Source organism: Variovorax paradoxus (assembly GCF_022009635.1).
Classification (GTDB): Bacteria; Pseudomonadota; Gammaproteobacteria; order Burkholderiales; family Burkholderiaceae_C; genus Variovorax.
In genome coordinates this window covers 7,559,212-7,575,874 of sequence record NZ_CP091716.1, presented here as the reverse complement: position 1 = coordinate 7,575,874, position 16,663 = coordinate 7,559,212, and the positions used below count along the sequence as shown (strand labels likewise).

12 protein-coding genes are annotated in these 16,663 nt (G+C 65.4%); 9 read left to right on the top strand and 3 right to left on the bottom strand.

Annotated elements, in window-relative coordinates; translation table 11 throughout:
• Positions 1–16 precede the first annotated feature (16 nt).
• Positions 17–940 carry a LysR substrate-binding domain-containing protein gene (locus tag L3V85_RS35405; RefSeq protein ID WP_237680715.1) on the top strand — a complete coding sequence of 308 codons (924 nt, stop codon included), beginning with the start codon at positions 17–19 and terminating at the stop codon, positions 938–940.
• Here the strand turns inward: L3V85_RS35405 and L3V85_RS35400 are convergent, their stop codons facing one another.
• Both L3V85_RS35400 and L3V85_RS35395 read right to left on the bottom strand, forming a co-directional pair.
• Positions 941–1,912: an Ldh family oxidoreductase gene (locus L3V85_RS35400; RefSeq protein ID WP_272934540.1), complete on the bottom strand. Its 972-nt coding sequence runs from the start codon at positions 1,910–1,912 to the stop codon at positions 941–943.
• A gap of 109 nt (positions 1,913–2,021) precedes the next feature.
• On the bottom strand, positions 2,022–3,392 hold the full coding sequence (locus tag L3V85_RS35395; protein WP_237677210.1) for a replication initiation protein: 1,371 nt from the start codon (positions 3,390–3,392) through the stop codon (positions 2,022–2,024).
• Between the two features lie 635 nt (positions 3,393–4,027).
• On the opposite strand from L3V85_RS35395, the gene L3V85_RS35390 reads away from it, so the two are divergent.
• The 6 genes from L3V85_RS35390 (at position 4,028) to L3V85_RS35365 (ending at position 13,283) form a co-directional block, all read left to right on the top strand.
• Complete coding sequence (locus L3V85_RS35390) at positions 4,028–5,182, top strand: AAA family ATPase (RefSeq protein ID WP_237677209.1); 1,155 nt, start codon at positions 4,028–4,030, stop codon at positions 5,180–5,182.
• Positions 5,183–5,515: 333 nt separating this feature from the next.
• The gene (locus L3V85_RS35385) at positions 5,516–6,601 is read left to right on the top strand and encodes a ParB/RepB/Spo0J family partition protein (protein ID WP_237677208.1); all 1,086 of its coding nucleotides are present in this window, start codon (positions 5,516–5,518) and stop codon (positions 6,599–6,601) included.
• A gap of 2,402 nt (positions 6,602–9,003) precedes the next feature.
• Complete coding sequence (locus L3V85_RS35380; protein WP_237677207.1) at positions 9,004–10,950, top strand: phage integrase family protein; 1,947 nt, start codon at positions 9,004–9,006, stop codon at positions 10,948–10,950.
• Positions 10,951–11,344: 394 nt separating this feature from the next.
• A complete protein-coding gene (locus L3V85_RS35375) occupies positions 11,345–12,394 on the top strand; it encodes a Bug family tripartite tricarboxylate transporter substrate binding protein (protein WP_237677206.1) in 1,050 nt (349 codons plus the stop codon).
• An 11-nt stretch (positions 12,395–12,405) separates the two neighbouring features.
• Complete coding sequence (locus tag L3V85_RS35370; protein ID WP_237677205.1) at positions 12,406–12,735, top strand: chorismate mutase family protein; 330 nt, start codon at positions 12,406–12,408, stop codon at positions 12,733–12,735.
• Between the two features lie 386 nt (positions 12,736–13,121).
• The gene (locus L3V85_RS35365; protein ID WP_237677204.1) at positions 13,122–13,283 is read left to right on the top strand and encodes an HHHH-motif protein; all 162 of its coding nucleotides are present in this window, start codon (positions 13,122–13,124) and stop codon (positions 13,281–13,283) included.
• A 1-nt stretch (position 13,284) separates the two neighbouring features.
• Here L3V85_RS35365 and L3V85_RS35360 read toward each other — a convergent pair whose 3' ends face one another.
• Positions 13,285–13,458: a hypothetical protein gene (locus tag L3V85_RS35360; RefSeq protein ID WP_237677203.1), complete on the bottom strand. Its 174-nt coding sequence runs from the start codon at positions 13,456–13,458 to the stop codon at positions 13,285–13,287.
• Positions 13,459–13,545: 87 nt separating this feature from the next.
• Here L3V85_RS35360 and L3V85_RS35355 point away from each other — a divergent pair, with 87 nt between their 5' ends.
• Positions 13,546–15,288: an ABC transporter permease gene (locus tag L3V85_RS35355; protein WP_237677202.1), complete on the top strand. Its 1,743-nt coding sequence runs from the start codon at positions 13,546–13,548 to the stop codon at positions 15,286–15,288.
• Between the two features lie 2 nt (positions 15,289–15,290).
• Positions 15,291–16,652, top strand: coding sequence for a nitrate/sulfonate/bicarbonate ABC transporter ATP-binding protein (locus L3V85_RS35350; protein ID WP_237677201.1), 1,362 nt, complete (start codon positions 15,291–15,293; stop codon positions 16,650–16,652).
• The last annotated feature ends 11 nt before the right edge of the window (positions 16,653–16,663 follow it).

Below are 16,663 nucleotides of genomic sequence, written 5' to 3'. Positions count from 1 at the left end.
CAATTTGCCCGCCCCCATGCCGCCCCTGGCCACCTTGCGCGCGTTCGAAGCGGTTGCCCGCCTGGGGAGCCTCAGCCGCGCCGCGTCCGAACTCAATGTCACCAAGAGCGCCGTCAGCCACCAGCTGCGCACGCTGGAGGCCGACCTGGGTGTAAGCCTGCTGCGCCGGGGCGGCACGGTGCGCCGCGCGCAGACCACCGAAGCCGGCGCCGCCCTGCTCGTGTCGGTGCAACAGGCTTTGACCCTGCTCGAGACCGCTTGCAGCAATGCCCGGGCCGGCGCCCGCGGCAGGCGGCGCAACAACCTCAACATCTCGGCCAACCCCTCGCTGGCGGCTTTGTGGCTGGCACCGCGGATCGGGCGCTTCGTCGAGCTGCATCCCGACATCGACATCCAGGTGTTCCTGCACGCGAGCCAGGACCCGGCGTGGAAGGCGCAGGACATCGACCTGGCGTTCCTGCATGTCCGCTCGCTCGGGCCGCACCTCGCCGCCCCCGGCGACATCCCGCTGATGACCGAGACCGTGGTGCCGGTCTGCAGTCCGGCGCTGATCGCCGCCCACGAGCGCGACGACCCGCGGGTCTTCACGCGTCACCGCTGGCTGCAGGAAAAGCACATCGACAGCCCGGAGACGGATTGGCGCACCTGGCGCCCGCGGCTGGGTCTGCCGGAAGACACCGGCCAGGACCCGCTGGTGCTGAGCGGCCTGAGCACAGTGGTGGCAGCGGCCGCCGCGGGCGTGGGCATCGCGCTGGGTCGCTCGCCGCTGATCGACGAAGAACTGGCCCACGGCCGACTGGTGGCGCTCACGCCGGGCCTGCGCATGCCGGGCTCATGGGGCTATGTGATGCGGATCCAGCCCCACCGCCCGATGGACGCGTCGCTGCCGACGCTGGTGGAATTTCTGGCCGAAGAGGGACGCCGCGCGCCGGCTTGGTGACTACCGTCTTTGCGACCAGCGCGCGATCCTTGCCGCGACCGGGTCGGGAATGTCGACCTCCTGAATCGCGGGACTCCTGCCAGGAATATGCACGCCCTTTTCGGACAGGCGATTCAGCTGCGCAGCCAGCCGGGCGCGAAAGCCGGGCACGAGGACATCCGGCGCCATGGCCGCGATGAAGAGACCCACCCCTGGCGCATCACTGCCTTCCGAGAAGGATGGGGCATCGAGAGACCAGTTCGCGCCCGACATGCCGGCAGCGAGCACTTCCACCATGAGTGCGATGTTCGCGCCGCGACCGCCGCCGAAGGCGAGCAGCAGGCCGTTCATGGCCTCCCGGGCATCGGTGACCGGATGGCCGCGGGCATCGACGACCCAGCCTTCGGGAATGCGCGCCCCGCTCTGCGCCGCCTTGCGCAGGTTCACGAATGCGGTGGCGCTCGTTGCCTGGTCGATCACCAGCGGCACATCGCCCTCGACCGGCGCGGCGAGAGAGAACGGATTGGTCCCGTACACGGGTTCTTGGGCCCTGCCCGCGGCCATCAGGGCCGGTCCATTGGACACCGCGAACGACACGAGTCCGGATTCTGCAAGGCGGCGCGTGTAGTAGCCCAGTTCGCCCGCGGTGTAGCCATTGGCCTGCACGAACATCGCGATGCCGTAGACGCGGGTGCGCTTCACCAACTGCCGAAACGCCACGTCAAATCCCAACTGCGCAATGCCGCCTCCTGCATCGACACGGACGGATGCGGGCGTTGGAAAGTCGATGCGCGGTTGCGCGGTGCATGAGATGCGACCTGCCTCGAAGCCCTCGAGGTAGTCCGGCAGATGCGCGAACCCGACGGCGCTGCGGCCGCAGCGCTCGGCGGCGAGCGTCGCGTTCGCCAACGACAGCGCGATCGCGTCGCTCGCGCCCGCATTCATGATGGCGCACCTTGCCAGTTCTCGCGCTTGTTCCAAGCCGTATCGCATGCGCGCCATCTTAGGGGGCGCGCGGCAGGCAGGAATGCCCTCTCTTTTCCACTTTCAAGGCGGCCCCCGCGGAGCGACCGCCGTGATGAAACCTGCGGGCCGCCCCCTGCTACATGCCGGCCACGCCCTGGGCCAGGGCGAAATCGAGCAATATCCGATCAGAAGGCTCCTCGGGCCAGGTGATCTGCGCCAGCCAGCGATGAAAGGTGGTGGCCGCGATGCGACTGGCCGGGCCATCACGGCGCCATGCCCGGGCGATCGGCGCGGCGATCTGCGCCAGGCGTTCGGACTCGAAGCGCGAGCGCATCTCGGCCTGCATCGCCTCGGGCATTTCCAGGTAGAGCGCCTTGGCTTTCTGCATGCGGTCGTTTTCCCACAGCTCCCGGATCCGGTGCATGCGGTCCTCCCCGGCGGGCGGGGTTGCCTGCTTTCCCCGCGTCGGCGAAGGCAGCGAGGGCTGGGCGGCGGGCTCTTCGCCCTTCACGCCGGCATAGCCTTTCTTCAGGGCGTCCTTGAAATACGCGGCCGCCGATTTGAGCGCCGGCAGGGTCTGGCTGCGCAGCCTTTGCTCCACATGCTCGATCGTGCCGCGCAACTGCCCTTCGTCAGTGGTCGCATACAGGTCCTGGGCTTCGTCCTGCTTGAGCCCCAGCGCGATGAGCTTTCCGACCAGTTCCAGGTCGAAGACATTGCGCGCGGGATCGTCGGCCGCCCCGAGGCGCTGCTGCATCTTGGGCAGTACCCTGAACTGGATTTCTTCGATGCGCCGCCCCCGCTTGTGCTCGATGAGCTCGAGGCTGAAGTCTTCGCAAAGTGCCTCGATCTCGGCCAGCGCCTTGCTGATCACGTCACGCTTGAGAAAGCGGTAGTCGACCTCCGTGATGTCGCTGCGCCCCGTCAGAACCGCCGCCCACCACAGCACGTCCTCGCGCATCGACAGACGGCTCGGCGAGGTGAGGTAGCGCGCACCGATCTCGTAGAGCACGGCGGCGGGGTAGCTTCGCATCTGGCCGCTGATCTCCAGCAGCACGCGGGTGTACTGATGGGGTCTGACCAGCCGTTCCCGGATCTCTTCCGGATAGCGCCAGGTGATGGTGCAGGGCCGGCCGCGGCCCTGTTCCTCGATGGTGACCGTGCCGAGCAGTTGCGACGACACCCAACGCTTGAGGCCGGTGCCGCTGGTCGACCATTCGATGGTGGTCGCCTGCATGTCCCGCAGGTGCGACTTGAGCAGTTCGGTGTTGTTGGAGTTGAAGCGGGCGTCCCCGATCAGTTCGCTCAGTGCGAGCTTGTAGACCGGCTCGTCGACGCCCTGGCGCTGTGAGTGGTAGAGCAGCGCGTTGTAGATGCGCCTGGACAAAAGCGTCAGGCGACCTCGTTTGGGGCGGATCGCGATCGCCTCATTGGCCTTGGCGACACTCTGTTCGTCCGGTGGGGGGGATGGTTTGGGCGGTGGTCGCGGAACTTCGCCCTCTTCCATGGACTTCTTTCAGGGGATCAACGGGTTCACATCATGCCGGGGTTTTGTGATTCGGTCAATTTACAGTTCTGGCGAGTGGTTCTTGAGACATTGAAAAGAAACACTTGGAGAGATTGAAGATTTGAAGATGCAATTTCCTGAGACGTGACAAGTACTTGCAGAGGGTTTTGTGAGTAGGTCTGGGATTTGATGTGAGAAGATTTGGGATCGAATGTGAGCTCCGATGGGATTTGGCTCGGGGCAATGTGTGCTTACTTGGGATTTGACGTGAGTGGACAAGGGCTCCGATGCACCCACGGGCCGGGGGCGACGAAAGAATGGCGCCGAATGCCGCCTGCGTAGGGCTTTCGCGGCCTCTTCGCTCCCAGGATCTGCCGAAATCCGCGTCGTTTGCGCGTCTGGCAGGGATGCAATCCCAATGAACCTCACCTTGGTTCCCAATCTTTCTCACAATCGGCGGGCGCGATTTGGTGAGTTTGTTTGCGTATCTTGTTCATTCGACGGATTCTCATAGAATGGCTGAATTCCGTTGAATAAGGCTGTTCTATATGGCGTTGCCCGCTCCCGCCGGCGCTGGAAACCAGGTTTCCACGCTCGCTCCATCCAACCCCTCCCCTCCGCGCGCGCGCATCGACATGCAACGCATCGCGGCGCTGGCCGTGCGCGCCGGCTCGATGGTCGAGCAGATCCGTGGGCGACTGTTGGCACCTGAAGCCCGCAAGATTGCACCGATCTACTCCACTGCGCAACTGGCCGCCCTGTGCGGTGTCGACAAGGCGCACGTGGCCTACCGCATCACCAAGGAGGACCTGCCCAGCGGCCGGCTGACGCCCGCCGGCGGCAAGCGCAGTTTCGAGCTCAACGAGTTGCGCGCATGGACGCGCACCTACCGCGCCGACAAGATGCGACCCGCCGGCAAGAAGGCGTTCACCATCGCGGTGGGGAACTTCAAGGGCGGTGTGGCCAAGACGACGACGGCCATGGTGCTGGCGCAGGGCCTGAGCCTGCGCGGCCACCGCGTACTGGCCATCGACACCGACCCACAGGGCTCGCTCACCACCTTGCACGGTCTGCTGCCGGAGGCGGAAATCAGCGAGGACATGACCATTGCCCCCCTTTGCGATGGGAGCCAGTCCGATATCCGCTACGCGATCCGTTCCACTTACTGGGACGGTTTGGACCTGGTGGCGGCTGCCCCCTTTCTCTTCTCGGCCGAGTTCGCGCTGCCGGCGCGCCAGATGCAGGAGCCTGGCGCGCGCTTCTGGGACGTGCTCAACGCCGGGCTGGAGAGCGTGCGCGATCTCTATGACGTGATCGTCATCGACACCCCGCCTTCGCTGTCCTATGTGACCATCAATGCGCTGTGGGCCGCCAACGGGATCATCGTGCCGGTACCGCCTTCGGGTCTCGACTTCGCATCATCCGCGCAGTTTTGGTCGCTGCTCGCGGATCTGGGCGGCAACCTCGATGCACAGGGCGGCGATCTGGCCCGCAAGGCATTCGAGTTTCTGCATGTGCTGCTCAGCCGGGTCGACCCCAGCGATCCGGCCACGCCCGCGGTCAGACAGTGGATCCAGGCCACCTACGGCGAGTACACACTGCCGGTGGAGATCCCCAAGACCAGTGTGACCAGCAACAAGGCGGCCGAGTTCGCCACCGTCTACGACGTGCAGAAATACGAAGGCGCCGCCAAGACCTACAAGCGTGCGGCCGATGCATACGATGCGTTCGTCGATCTGGTCGAACAATCGGTGGTCAGCAGTTGGTCGGACAAGGCGCAGGTGCAATGAGAGCCTTGGTGCACGAACTGAAGAGGGCGACGGGCGTGACGACGCGGCCTGGAAACCTGGTTTCCAGCGGACGGCCGCTCTCACCCGTGCCGCGCGGCCTCGGCCGCGTCGTGCGCGGCGCCGAAGCCCCATGCTGCACGCCTCGCGCCTGCCACCGCCGGGGGGCGACTCCGGCCCGCATGTGGAAACCTGGTTTCCACGCAGCCGCCACGTTATCTTGTCTGGAAACCTGGTTTCCAGACATCTGGACTCAGACGTTTTTCTCGTCGTCCAGCCCCCTTCGTCCCACGCCAACAGCGTGGAAACCAGGTTTCCACCGCCCAGGAGGTTTCAATGGCTAGTACCCGCAAGCGTCTCGAAGCATTGACGGCCGGTCTGTCGATTCCAGAGCAGGTTCCGGCAGCGGCACCGGTCTTTGCGCCATCGACGCCGGTACCTCCCGCATTGCCGGGCGCCGCCCCGGTGGCCGTGGAAACCAGGTTTCCACCCGCTCAGACCGGCCTGCCCCCTCCCCGTACGGGCCCCGGACAGATGTTGGCCTTCCGCGGTCAGATGCAAGCCGTGGAGGGAGAGTTGGCGGCGCTGCGTGAGCGGCTTCGTCAGCACGACGGCTCCACGCCCACGCGCAAGATCGACCCGGCGACCATCCGTGCCTCGCGGTGGGCGAACCGTCATCCCGCCTCGTTCGAGAGCGCGGAATTCGCCGGCCTCAAGGCAGACATCGAACTGGCCGGCGGGAATGTGCAGCCGATCCTGGTGCGTCCGCTGCCGGATGAGCCGGGGCAGTACGAACTGGTCTTCGGCCATCGGCGCCATCGGGCGTGCTTGGAACTGGGCATTCCAGTGCTGGCAGCCATCTGGCTCGACGAACTCGGGGACGCCGAGCTTTTCGCGGCCATGGACCGTGAAAACCGCGAGCGCGCCGATCTTTCGCCGTACGAGCAGGGTGTGATGTATCAGCGAGCCCTCGAGGAGCAGTTGTTCCCGACTCAGCGCCAACTGGCCGAGAAGCTCGGTGTGAGTCACACCTGGATCCGCAAGGCGTTGATGGTGGCGCAACTGCCCTCGGCCGTGCTGGAGTGCTTCCGCAGTCCGCTGGAGGTGCAGCATCGGCATGCGGAGCAACTCAACGCGGCCCTCGACAAGGATCGTCGCAGCGTGCTGAAGCGTGCAGAGAAAGTGCGCGGGATGAAGCTCGCACCGGCGGCGGTCGTTGCCCGACTGCAAGGATTGGAGGCGATGGCAAAGGCGGAGAAGCTGACCATCGTGAACGATGGCAGAACCGTCGGTACATGCTTGCGCGCGCCAGACGGCACCGTCACGCTGACCTTGACGGCGGGCGCTGTATCGAGCCTGACCCCGGACATCCTGTTGAAGTCCGTCGCCGAGACCTTGCAGAAAGTCCGGTTGCTCGGCTAGTCGAGAAGGATCGGCGGAGGACCGCAGAGGCCTCCAAGGGAAGTTCTTGCGTCGTTAAAAGTCGCAAGCTTCCATCCAGTCGAGATCATGGACTGGAAGATCTCTCCTCAAGGAGGCACTTCAGTGCGGTGGGGGAGGGGCCACAGACATGTCGAAGGGTGCGCAACCGCCGGCGCCGCAAACAGTCGGCCCCGTATCGGAAATTCACTCGTGTCCGTCCAGCGCCATATGCACCGCCCCTCAGAAGCTGCATCCCAGGCACGCAGCTTGTCGTTCAGGAACACTTCCAAGGCAATCCGCACGGAGCCGGTTTCCTGTGAGCCGCTTTGAGGCCGAACGACCGGGACGCTCGGCCCTCTGAATGCGGCGTGCAGGTCACCCCCCATCTTGATCTGCATCAGGAGACCGGCAAATTTCGGCCGGGCTCCCCCACACCTTGTGTGCAACTGGATGCCGCAACGCTGGAAACAGCACCCGGATTCCGTTCTCCCTGTAGTGATTGGTTGCCGCTGGGTGGTCCGCACATGGTCAGGCCCTGAGGGGGCAAGCATCGGGCCAAGACACTCCCGGTGGTCCACCACTTCCCCGAACCCATTCCGCGATGCGTTCCGAGCGCAGTGGCATGCTGTCTCGAGTCACGCCGCGCAGTGCCTCGAGCTTCTCCTTCGAACGCCGACGGCACCTGATCGGGAATGTCGCGTTCCGCCCGGCGCAATCCCTGATGCGCTGCGCGGTCCGAGGCGTTACGAGGCGCCTACGGCGTGCCTGGCATGAGCGGGATGTGTGCTCGTGTCACGCCTTCGTGCAGCACCGGTCGGTTCCGGACCACCTTGGTCTCGCACCTTCAAGCCTTCTTCTCATCTGGTGAAGTGAGTCTCCCTGAATTCCGTTGCTCACACTTGCATCAGCTGTATGTGAGTGCTGTTGGGATTTGAGAGGGATGAGTGGGAGCGGGGGGAGACTGAACCACGCGCCGTCTGCCAAGCCCCCGACGGGGCTCCTTCCCATCGATACAAGACAATGAACTTCGGGCCGCCCGGTCCGCGATGCCCACGCCCCAGCCAACAGCGCCACGCCGGCCGCGTGGCAGATGCTGCTCGAAAGCCAGCGCAGCTGCATGAACCACCGCCCGGGAGGCCATGGTCGACGCCGTGCGCCAAGAGCGGCCAGCAAAACGGTCGCACTCCCCGCAGAGGTTCAACAGGGCGACCTTCTGCCTGGATGCCAACGAGACCACGCATCTCGTCGTCGAAGAATGCGCTTAGCATCGCCAACCTTAAGCTCTCAAGAATGTAGGCGCTCACATCAAAAGGCTGCGAGCGCTTGGGCAGTGCGCCATTCGCCCAGAAAAAGAAAGATCCATCGTGACGCACGTCCGAGCAACGGGCCAATAGATGCCCTTGGAACAGGGGCGGCCGTCGCCTGGAAGCTTTGTGCGCTATTTCGACGTTGGCCGTCCTGAGCGAACAAGTCGCCCTCCGCGGAAATCCCAAAAATACTCACAGTGGAAAGAAGGGCAGAGACGATGGATCGGAAGGCGAATGCCCTTCGCCCCAGATCGCCGCGACAGCGACCTGTCGCGTCTTCCACTTGTGCTGGCGCGGCGGTGTGCTCGGCGTCTCGAATACTTCCTCGGGTCTTTTTGGGGCCACCCCCTGGGGCCGACAAGGGGGGGGAAGGGCACAGCCCGCGATGCGCAAGCCGACCCTATCCATCGGCTGGACCGCGTGACAAGCGCGTGCGCAAGAGCGTTCGCGCTGCCTGGTTCCTCGCGCAAATCTTCAATGCAAGCGCCAACTTAGCCAATAAACTGAACTCGGTGCCTCACGACGCTCAGCCTCGAATCGATATTGCGCCGCTTGTGCGCACCCACGTGCTGGAAAAAACATCAATCGAATCAATGGCTTAGCCATGACCTCGACTTTCTTTTCTTCAGAGCGGCCAGACTGCATCTAAAATTGATATTGATGATTATGCAAAACGGTGGGCTTACATGCCTAAGCTGCTCGTGTGCCGCAAAAGGTTGATGTGCGCGGCCGATCCAGCTTGGGGCGTCTCTGCCCGACCGGCAACATCCAGAAGACCATGCACATGAGAACGGCAGTGAACCGCATGACCCGGACCCCGGTGCTGTGGGGCACCCCGCTTACCGCAGACCAGGCAACCCGTTGCGCCCGGGGAAGAGTCGATGCGATGACCCGAGATCCCGTCCCGAGTCTCGAGGCGTTGGCCCGACCGGAAAAAGGCGCGCTGGAGCGCCCGGCCCTCGAATGGCGCGCGGACGCGCCACGCGGCCAGGAGCAGGCCGACGGAGTCGCCCACGCGCGGAAGGTCGACCTGCGCCGCCGCGTTCGCGCGGGGCGTGCCCAGCAGGTCCCGCCGCTTGCGAGCGCGCCGCGCCGGTGCTGGAAGTTCTGGCCCGCGCCAAAGATTTTCGGCTTGTCGCCCACCGCGTGAAAAAGACGACATCCCCCCGCAAACTCCATCGGGGCCATTTCGCCTTCATGCGCGCACTCGCCCAGGGGGTCGATGAACGCGCCGCCTGGGATCGCTACTTGCGCCTTGAGGGCGAGCACGTCGACCTGCGCACAGTGCGTCGCACCGTGACCTGGATCCGCGATGCGTTCGCCGCTGCCGCGCGCCGTGAGCAGAAGCCGGGCACTGCACGCCTGATCCTGCTCGACCCCGAGCGCTTCACCGCGACACCGGCGCTGCCGAGCCTGGCCGAATTCGCGCAGGCCCAGGGCATGGAGGACTTCTCGGAGGCCGAACAGATCGAAGCGTACGAAGCCGCCTTCGCGCAGGGCGGCGGCGCAGGCACGGGGCGCTCGGCGGGAGGCGGCCAGCCTTCCCGGCGCGCGCGCGTCATCGAGCGTCAACTCGAAGCGCTGCATTGGCTCGAGAGTCTCGTCGCACAGGATCCGCGCCCGGGTGACAGCGTGGTCGCCTGGCTGCATCCGGCCTTGGCCGAGCGGCTCGAGGGCGCGGGACTCGCGACGCTGTCCGCGCTGGTGCTGCGGATCAACGACGCCGGCGCGCGCTGGTGGGCGAATGTCCCAGGCGTGGGCGAGCACAAGGCCGCGCGTATCCTGGACTGGCTCCATGCCAATGAGCAGGTGCTGGGTGTGCGTGTCGGCCTGCATGCGGCGCGCAAGCGTGCGCAGCTCAGTCCTGCCGCGCTGGCAGCGGTGGTCGCGCCCGCCACCGCCCTGGTGCCCTACGAGAAGTTCATACTGCCGGCCGGACTGGATGGCCGTGTCGGGAGCTGCCGCGCGCCGAGACAAACGTGCCGGCTCTCGGCGTCCAATGACCATGAGGCGATTGGCGCCTGGCTGATCGCGAAGGGCGGCGACATCACGAAGAAGTCCCTGTCGTCCACACAGCGCTCGTACCGCAAGGAAGCGGAACGGTTGCTGCTCTGGTCGGTGCTCGAGCGCGGCAAGGCCTTGTCCTCGCTCACCCGTGAAGACGCGGCTGCCTACCGTGCCTTTCTTGCTCGGCCGCCCGCTGCCTGGTGCGGCCCGCGCCATCATCAGCGCTGGTCTCCAATGTGGCGGCCGTTGGAAGGCCCGCTGACGCCGGTGGCACTGCGCCAGGCGCTGGTCATTCTCCGCAGCCTGTTCGCCTTCCTCACGCGCCAGGGGTACGTGACGGGCAATCCCTTCGACGAGACGCCCTTGCCCTCGCAGGACGGGCAGCCGCTCGGCTCCAATCGCACGCTGAGCTTCGCGCAGTGGGACCACATCGATGCGCGGCTGCGCGCGCATGGGGACACCGAGGCTGCTCGACGCCTGCGCCGCGGCATGCGCTGGTTGTACGCGACCGGGCTGCGCCTGGCCGAGATCGCCAGCGTGCGCTGCGGGAATCTGCATTCGCGGCACGAGGCAACATCCGGCGATGGTTCCGCGCCGCCGGGCTGGCTCTTGTCGGTGACTGGCAGGGAAGGGGAGCGCCGCGAGGTGCCGGTGGCGCTCGAGCTGATCGAGGAACTGCAGGAAGAACTGGCGCGCCACGGTTTCGATCGTCAGGTCGACGCTCCCGGCAATCGGGACGTCCCTGTGCTGGCGCGCTTCGGCACCGGGGCCGAGCAGCCGGTTGCCTGGTCGTCCTCGGGGCTCTACCAGGCCATCAAGGCTTTCCTTGCGCGCGTGGCGCGCGATCTCGATGCAGCCGACGCCGAACACCTGAGAAAGGCCAGCACGCACTGGCTGCGCCATACCCATGGCGCGCACGCGCTGCAGGGCAGGGCGGGGCGGGCGCCACTGCCGCTGGCGGTGGTGCAGAACAACCTGGGCCACGCGCTGCCAAGCACGACCTCGATGTACCTGGCGAAGCGGCGTCCCGCCTAGGTTCGGCTGTTTGTGCGGCTCGCGTCCGCCGCCGCGCCCTGTCGGCGGATGCGCTTTCTGCGGTTGCATCTTTCATCTCACGCCGCTGTCCTTGGCCTCCGTACAAGGAGGCGGCAGCGATGCCGGCGTCCCCTCTCATCGTGGCGCGTCGCGAGGCACGATCCGCTCACCATTGGAGTTCTTGATCAGCGCGCCGACCCGTCGGCACGCAGAGGTGGGGCGCACAGCGATCTTGCGTGGCACGCAAGGCTGAGCAGTCCTATCTGGGCCAACTCGAGGACAAGTCGCGCCTGCGCGATGCCGACGCTCGACGGGCTTCTTTCGCGTGAAGCAGCAGTTGATTCGTCGCGTTGGTGAAGAAAGACTGGACGCCCGATCTTCAACTTTTACTGCCATGTCATTCTTCCTTCTTCGAACCTTGGCTATGCGCCTGCTGTGCTTGGCCGGGACACTCGCCTGCGCCGGCGGCGTCCTTGCACAATCGCCTGGCGTGGTGCGCGCCGAGCCCAATCCGTCAGGCGCGTCGAGTTCCCGGGTGGCGGATCTGAATTGGCCGACCCGGCCGCTGCGCCTCGTCGTCGGCTTTGGCGGCGGCTCATCGCCGGATTTCGTGGCGCGTGTGCTGGCCACATCCATGGCGAAGGCGCTGGGCCAGCCAGTGATCGTCGAAAACCATGCCGGTGCCAGCGGCAACATCGCTGCGGGCATCGTCGCGAAGTCGACCGACCAGCACACGATCGGCATCCTCATCAACGGCAACATGACCATTGCCAAGATCCTCAATCCGGCGACACCCTACGATCCGCAGAAGGACCTCGTGCCGCTGAGCATCCTTTGCACGGCCCCTCTGGTGCTCGCCACGACACCGCAGGTATCGCAGGCCGATGCCCGCGGTTTCCTCACGGCTGCGCGTGCGGCCGGCGGCACCTGGAGCTATGGCTCTCCGGGCATCGGAACGATCGGCCACCTCGGCATGGAACTCCTCAAGGCCCGCACCGGCATCGCCGCCGTGCACGTGCCCTATCAGGGCAATCCGCAGGTCATCAGCGGCCTGATCGGCGCGCAGCTCCAGCTGGCGCTGCTTCCGCCGGGCCTCGCCGACGAACAGATCAAGGCTGGAAAGCTGCGCGCGATCGGCGTGACCTCGGCGCGCCGCTCCACGCTCGTGCCGGACTATCCGAGCTTGCAGGAAGTGGGATTGAAAGATTTCGAGCTCGAGATCTGGACTGCAGCGGCAGCCCCTGCCAGCCTGCCCGCTCCCATTGTCCAGCGCTTGAACCAGGTTCTCGCCGAAGTCATCCGCCTGCCGGAGGTTCGGCAGAAGCTCTTCCAGCATGGCTACGAGGCTGTCGGTATTTCGGGCGAAGCGCTGGCACGGCGGGTGAGAGCGGATACGGCAGCGCTGAGCCAGATCATCGCGAGCCAGGGCATCAAGCTCGAGTAAGGAGGCCCGGCATGAATTCAGCACCGGAACATCGCCGTCCCAGTGACGACGAAGCCCAGCAGATCCTGCAGTCGCTGCGCGACGAACTCGACGGACTGGACGCGATTTTGCTCGAGACCTTGCGGCAAAGACTGGTCTGCTGTTGCAGGATCGGCCTGCATAAGCGCAACCATGCGATTCCAATGATGCAGCCTCACCGCATCGGTGTGGTGCAGCAACGCGCGGCGGCCTTTGCTGCGGAGCACGGCATGAGCCCGGCGTTCCTGCGTGTGCTCTTCGAGCTGATCATTGCCGAGACCTGCCGGCTGGAGGACGAGATCATCGGTGCGCCAGTAGCCTGAGCCCGACGCTGCCCGTGCGTGCCGGCGTGAGAGCCCTCGGGGCGCCCGTGGACGCTGAAACATCCAGGATGTGCCCTGCGAACAAGACGGGCTGCAGCGGCGCACGCGGATCAGCTATCTTCTGCTCGACCATCGACGGCGTCCTGGAGGACTGACCACACTGGCGGTGACCTCTGTGATCTGATCTTCCTGGCACGGGTGCCGATAAGGTGGTCTAACGGGCGCTGATCACTGTTCACGATGTGCACGCGGAGCCGGTTGCGGCCCAAGGGCCGCCTTTGAATCCAAGATGTTAGCCAATGTCATCCGAGTGCCGGCTTGGACCGTTGAGGGATGGCGCCTGATGTATGACGCACTCCTCGATGCCATTGCTTAGAAAGACCACCATGAAAACCAAGCAGCTCATCTTCGCCAGCATCCTCGCATTCGCCGGCGTGGCCTTGATGGCCCCGGGCATTGCCTCCGCCGCGCCCCACCACCAGCCGAAGCACAAGGTGTGCAAGTGGGACGCCCGCCATCACCACCGTGTGTGCCACTGGGTACGCTGATTCATTCATCAGCCCAAGATGCCTCGCGAAGCGGGGCATTTTTCATTTGAACGAGAATTTGAACGAGACGGCCCGCCGACTCAGTTGCGACCGCGCGCCATGCCTGCAGCCGTTTGTTTGTCGGAAGATGCAACAAGAAACGGGTATCGTCGAATGCGCCAGGAGCGTCGATCAAGCCGCCTTCTGATATTTGAAAACCTGCCAGCGCCACGCAACGCCGTGGCCAGGACTCCGTCTTCGAAGCAAACAACTGCAAGCCCGCATGAAAAGTACCGCCCCTCAGCTTGCCATTGTTGAAGAGCGGCGCACGCTCGGCTGGATCGACGCCCTGTTCCTCCTGGTGCTGCTGGGCCTCTTGTGGAGCGCGCTGCATTTCGGCAAGGGCATGATCGTGCACTTCGATCCGGCGGCGGTGCCCGAGATCGACAGCTCGCCCAGCCAGATCCCCTATTACGCGGGCCGCACCCTGATGCGCATGTGGATCGCGTTCGGCTTCTCGCTGTTCTTCGCCGTGGCCACCGGCTACCTTGCGGCCAAGAGCCGGACGGCGCGCGCTTTCATCCTGCCGGCCCTCGATGTGCTGCAGTCGGTGCCGGTGCTGGGCTTCCTGTCCGCGACCGTGGCGGCCTTCATGGCGCTGTTCCCTGGCAGCCTGCTCGGCGTCGAGTGCGCTGCGATCTTCGCCATTTTCACGGGGCAGGTCTGGAACATGGCCTTCGGGTTCTATCACTCGATGGTGACCATTCCCAACGACATGCAGGAGGCGGCCTCGACATACGGCCTGACGCGCGCGCAGCGCTTTCGCACCGTGGAGCTGCCGGCTTCGGCCCACAGCCTGATATGGAACTCCATGATGTCCTTCGGCGGCGGCTGGTTCTTCGTCGCGCAGAGCGAGGCCATCAGCGTGATGAACAAGGACATCAAGCTTCCGGGCCTGGGCTCCTACATGGCGCAGGCCATCGCGCAGGGCGACAACACGGCCGCGCTGTGGGCGGTGGTGGCCATGATCGTGCTGATCCTCGTCAGCGACCAGCTGGTCTGGCGTCCGTTGCTGGCGTGGGCCGACAAGTTCAAGATCGAGCTGACCGAGTCGGCGACGCCGGCAACTTCGTGGGTCTACAACCTGCTGCGCGGCGCCTACCTGTTCACCTGGATCGGCGAGCGCCTCTGGCTGCCCCTGAAGGACCGGGTGGCGCGGGTTCCCAATCCGGCCGCAAAGGTTCCGGTGCGGCTCACGGTCGGCGGCCAGAAGCTGCTTTGGCGCGCTGCGGGCATCGTGCTCGCCGTCTGGATCGGCTTCGAGATCCTGAAGGCTCTGGCGGCCGCCGTGGCGGCGCTGCACGGCGCTTTGACGCTGGCCGGCTTCGGCCACATCGTCTGGCTCGGCGTGCTGACGGCCTTGCGTGTCGCCACCATGACGGTGCTGGCCACGCTGATCTGGGTGCCGGTCGGCGTGTGGATCGGTTCGCAGCCGCGTGTGGCGCGGTTCGCCCAGCCGCTGGCCCAGATCGGCGCGTCGTTCCCGGTGAACATGACGTTCCCGATCGTCGTCGGCTTCTTCGTCGCCACCCATGTCACGCTCAACTGGGGCAGCATCCTGCTCATCGCGATGGGCACGCAGTGGTACATCCTGTTCAACGTGATCGCGGGCGCCATGGCCATCCCCAACGACCTCAAGGAAGCGGCGCGGGTCTACGGCTTGCGCGACTGGAACCTGTGGCGCACGCTGATCCTGCCGGCGATCTTTCCGTACTGGGTCACCGGCGCCTGCACGGCCGCCGGTGGCGCATGGAACGCCAGCATCGTGGCCGAGCTCGCCACCTGGGGCAGCACGACCCTGAAGGCGGACGGCCTGGGGGCATACATCGCGACCGTCACACGGGAAGGGGACACGGCGCTGATCATCGCAAGCATCGGCGTGATGTCGATCTTCGTCGTCCTGATGAACAAGCTCATCTGGCGCCGTCTCTATGCCTTTGCAGAGCGCCGATTCAAGCTGGATTGAACATGAACACAACCTCCCGTTCTCCCGAGCCGGCCAAGCCGGTGGCCGAGCTGTGCGCCGTCACCAAGACGTTCAGGACCGCCGGCAACCACGAGCTCAAGGTGCTCGACAACATCGACCTGGCCGTCAACGAGGGCGAGTTCCTGGCGCTGCTGGGCCAGTCCGGCTCGGGCAAGTCGACCATCCTGCGCTGCCTGACGGGGCTGATCGAGCCGACCTCGGGCCGCGCGCTGGCCAACGGCAAATCGCTCAACGGCGTGAACCCCGATGCCTCGATCGTCTTCCAGACCTTCGCGCTCTACCCGTGGCTGACGGTGGAGCAGAACGTCGCGGTGGGCCTCATGTCGCGAAAGATCAGCCGGGCCGAGCGCGATGCCGCGGTCGACCGCGCAATCGAACTGATCGGCCTGGGCAACTACCACGCGGCTTTTCCCCGCGAACTCTCGGGCGGCATGCGCCAGCGGGTCGGCATCGCGCGGGCCCTCGTGTCCCGGCCCAGGCTGCTGTGCCTTGACGAAGCCTTCAGCGCGCTGGACGTGCTGACCGCGGAGAACCTGCGCCAGGAGTTGATCAGCCTGTGGCGCGGGCCGAACGGCGATCTCAGCTCGGTGTTCATGGTCACGCACAACATCGAGGAAGCCGTGGAGATGGCCACGCGCATCGTGGTCGTGTTTCCGCGGCCCGGGCGCGTGGGCCTCGTGCTGGAAAACAAGCTGCCGTATCCGCGGGACACGAAGGACCCTGAATTCCAGCGGCTGGTCAGCGTGATCCACGAATCCATCACCACGATGACACTGCCCGACCTGCCGCCCGAGGCGCCCGAAAAGGGCCAGCCGATCTCGCGCGCCCGCACGCGCATGGAGTCCATTCCGCTGGTGCCCGTGGGCCAGATCCTGGGGCTGATGAGCATCCTCAGCGACTCGCCGGATCTGTCCAACATCTACGACATCTCGGACGAGATCGGCAAGGAGTTCGGCGAGACGATCGCGATCCTCAAGGCGGCCGAGATTCTCGACCTGATCGACACGCCCCGGCAGGAAGTGCGCTTCACCGAACTGGGCCGCAAGTTCGTGGCCGCGGACCGGCTCGGCAAGCGCGCGATCTTCGAAGAGCAGGTCTTCAAGCTGCGGCTCTTCCACATCATCATCGCGCTGCTCAAGGAATATGAGGAAGTCGAGGCCGAGCGCGTGATCAAGGACATCGGCAGCGCCTTGCCTTACGACAATCCCGAAAAGACCTTCGAGACCATGATCGCCTGGGGCCGGTACGCGGGCCTGATGGACTACAACGCAAAGACCGGCATGGTGTTCGTTCCGCAGAGCGACGACTCGAGCGACGACGCCCACCTGCACGGCATGACCTGAACGGCAGCCGC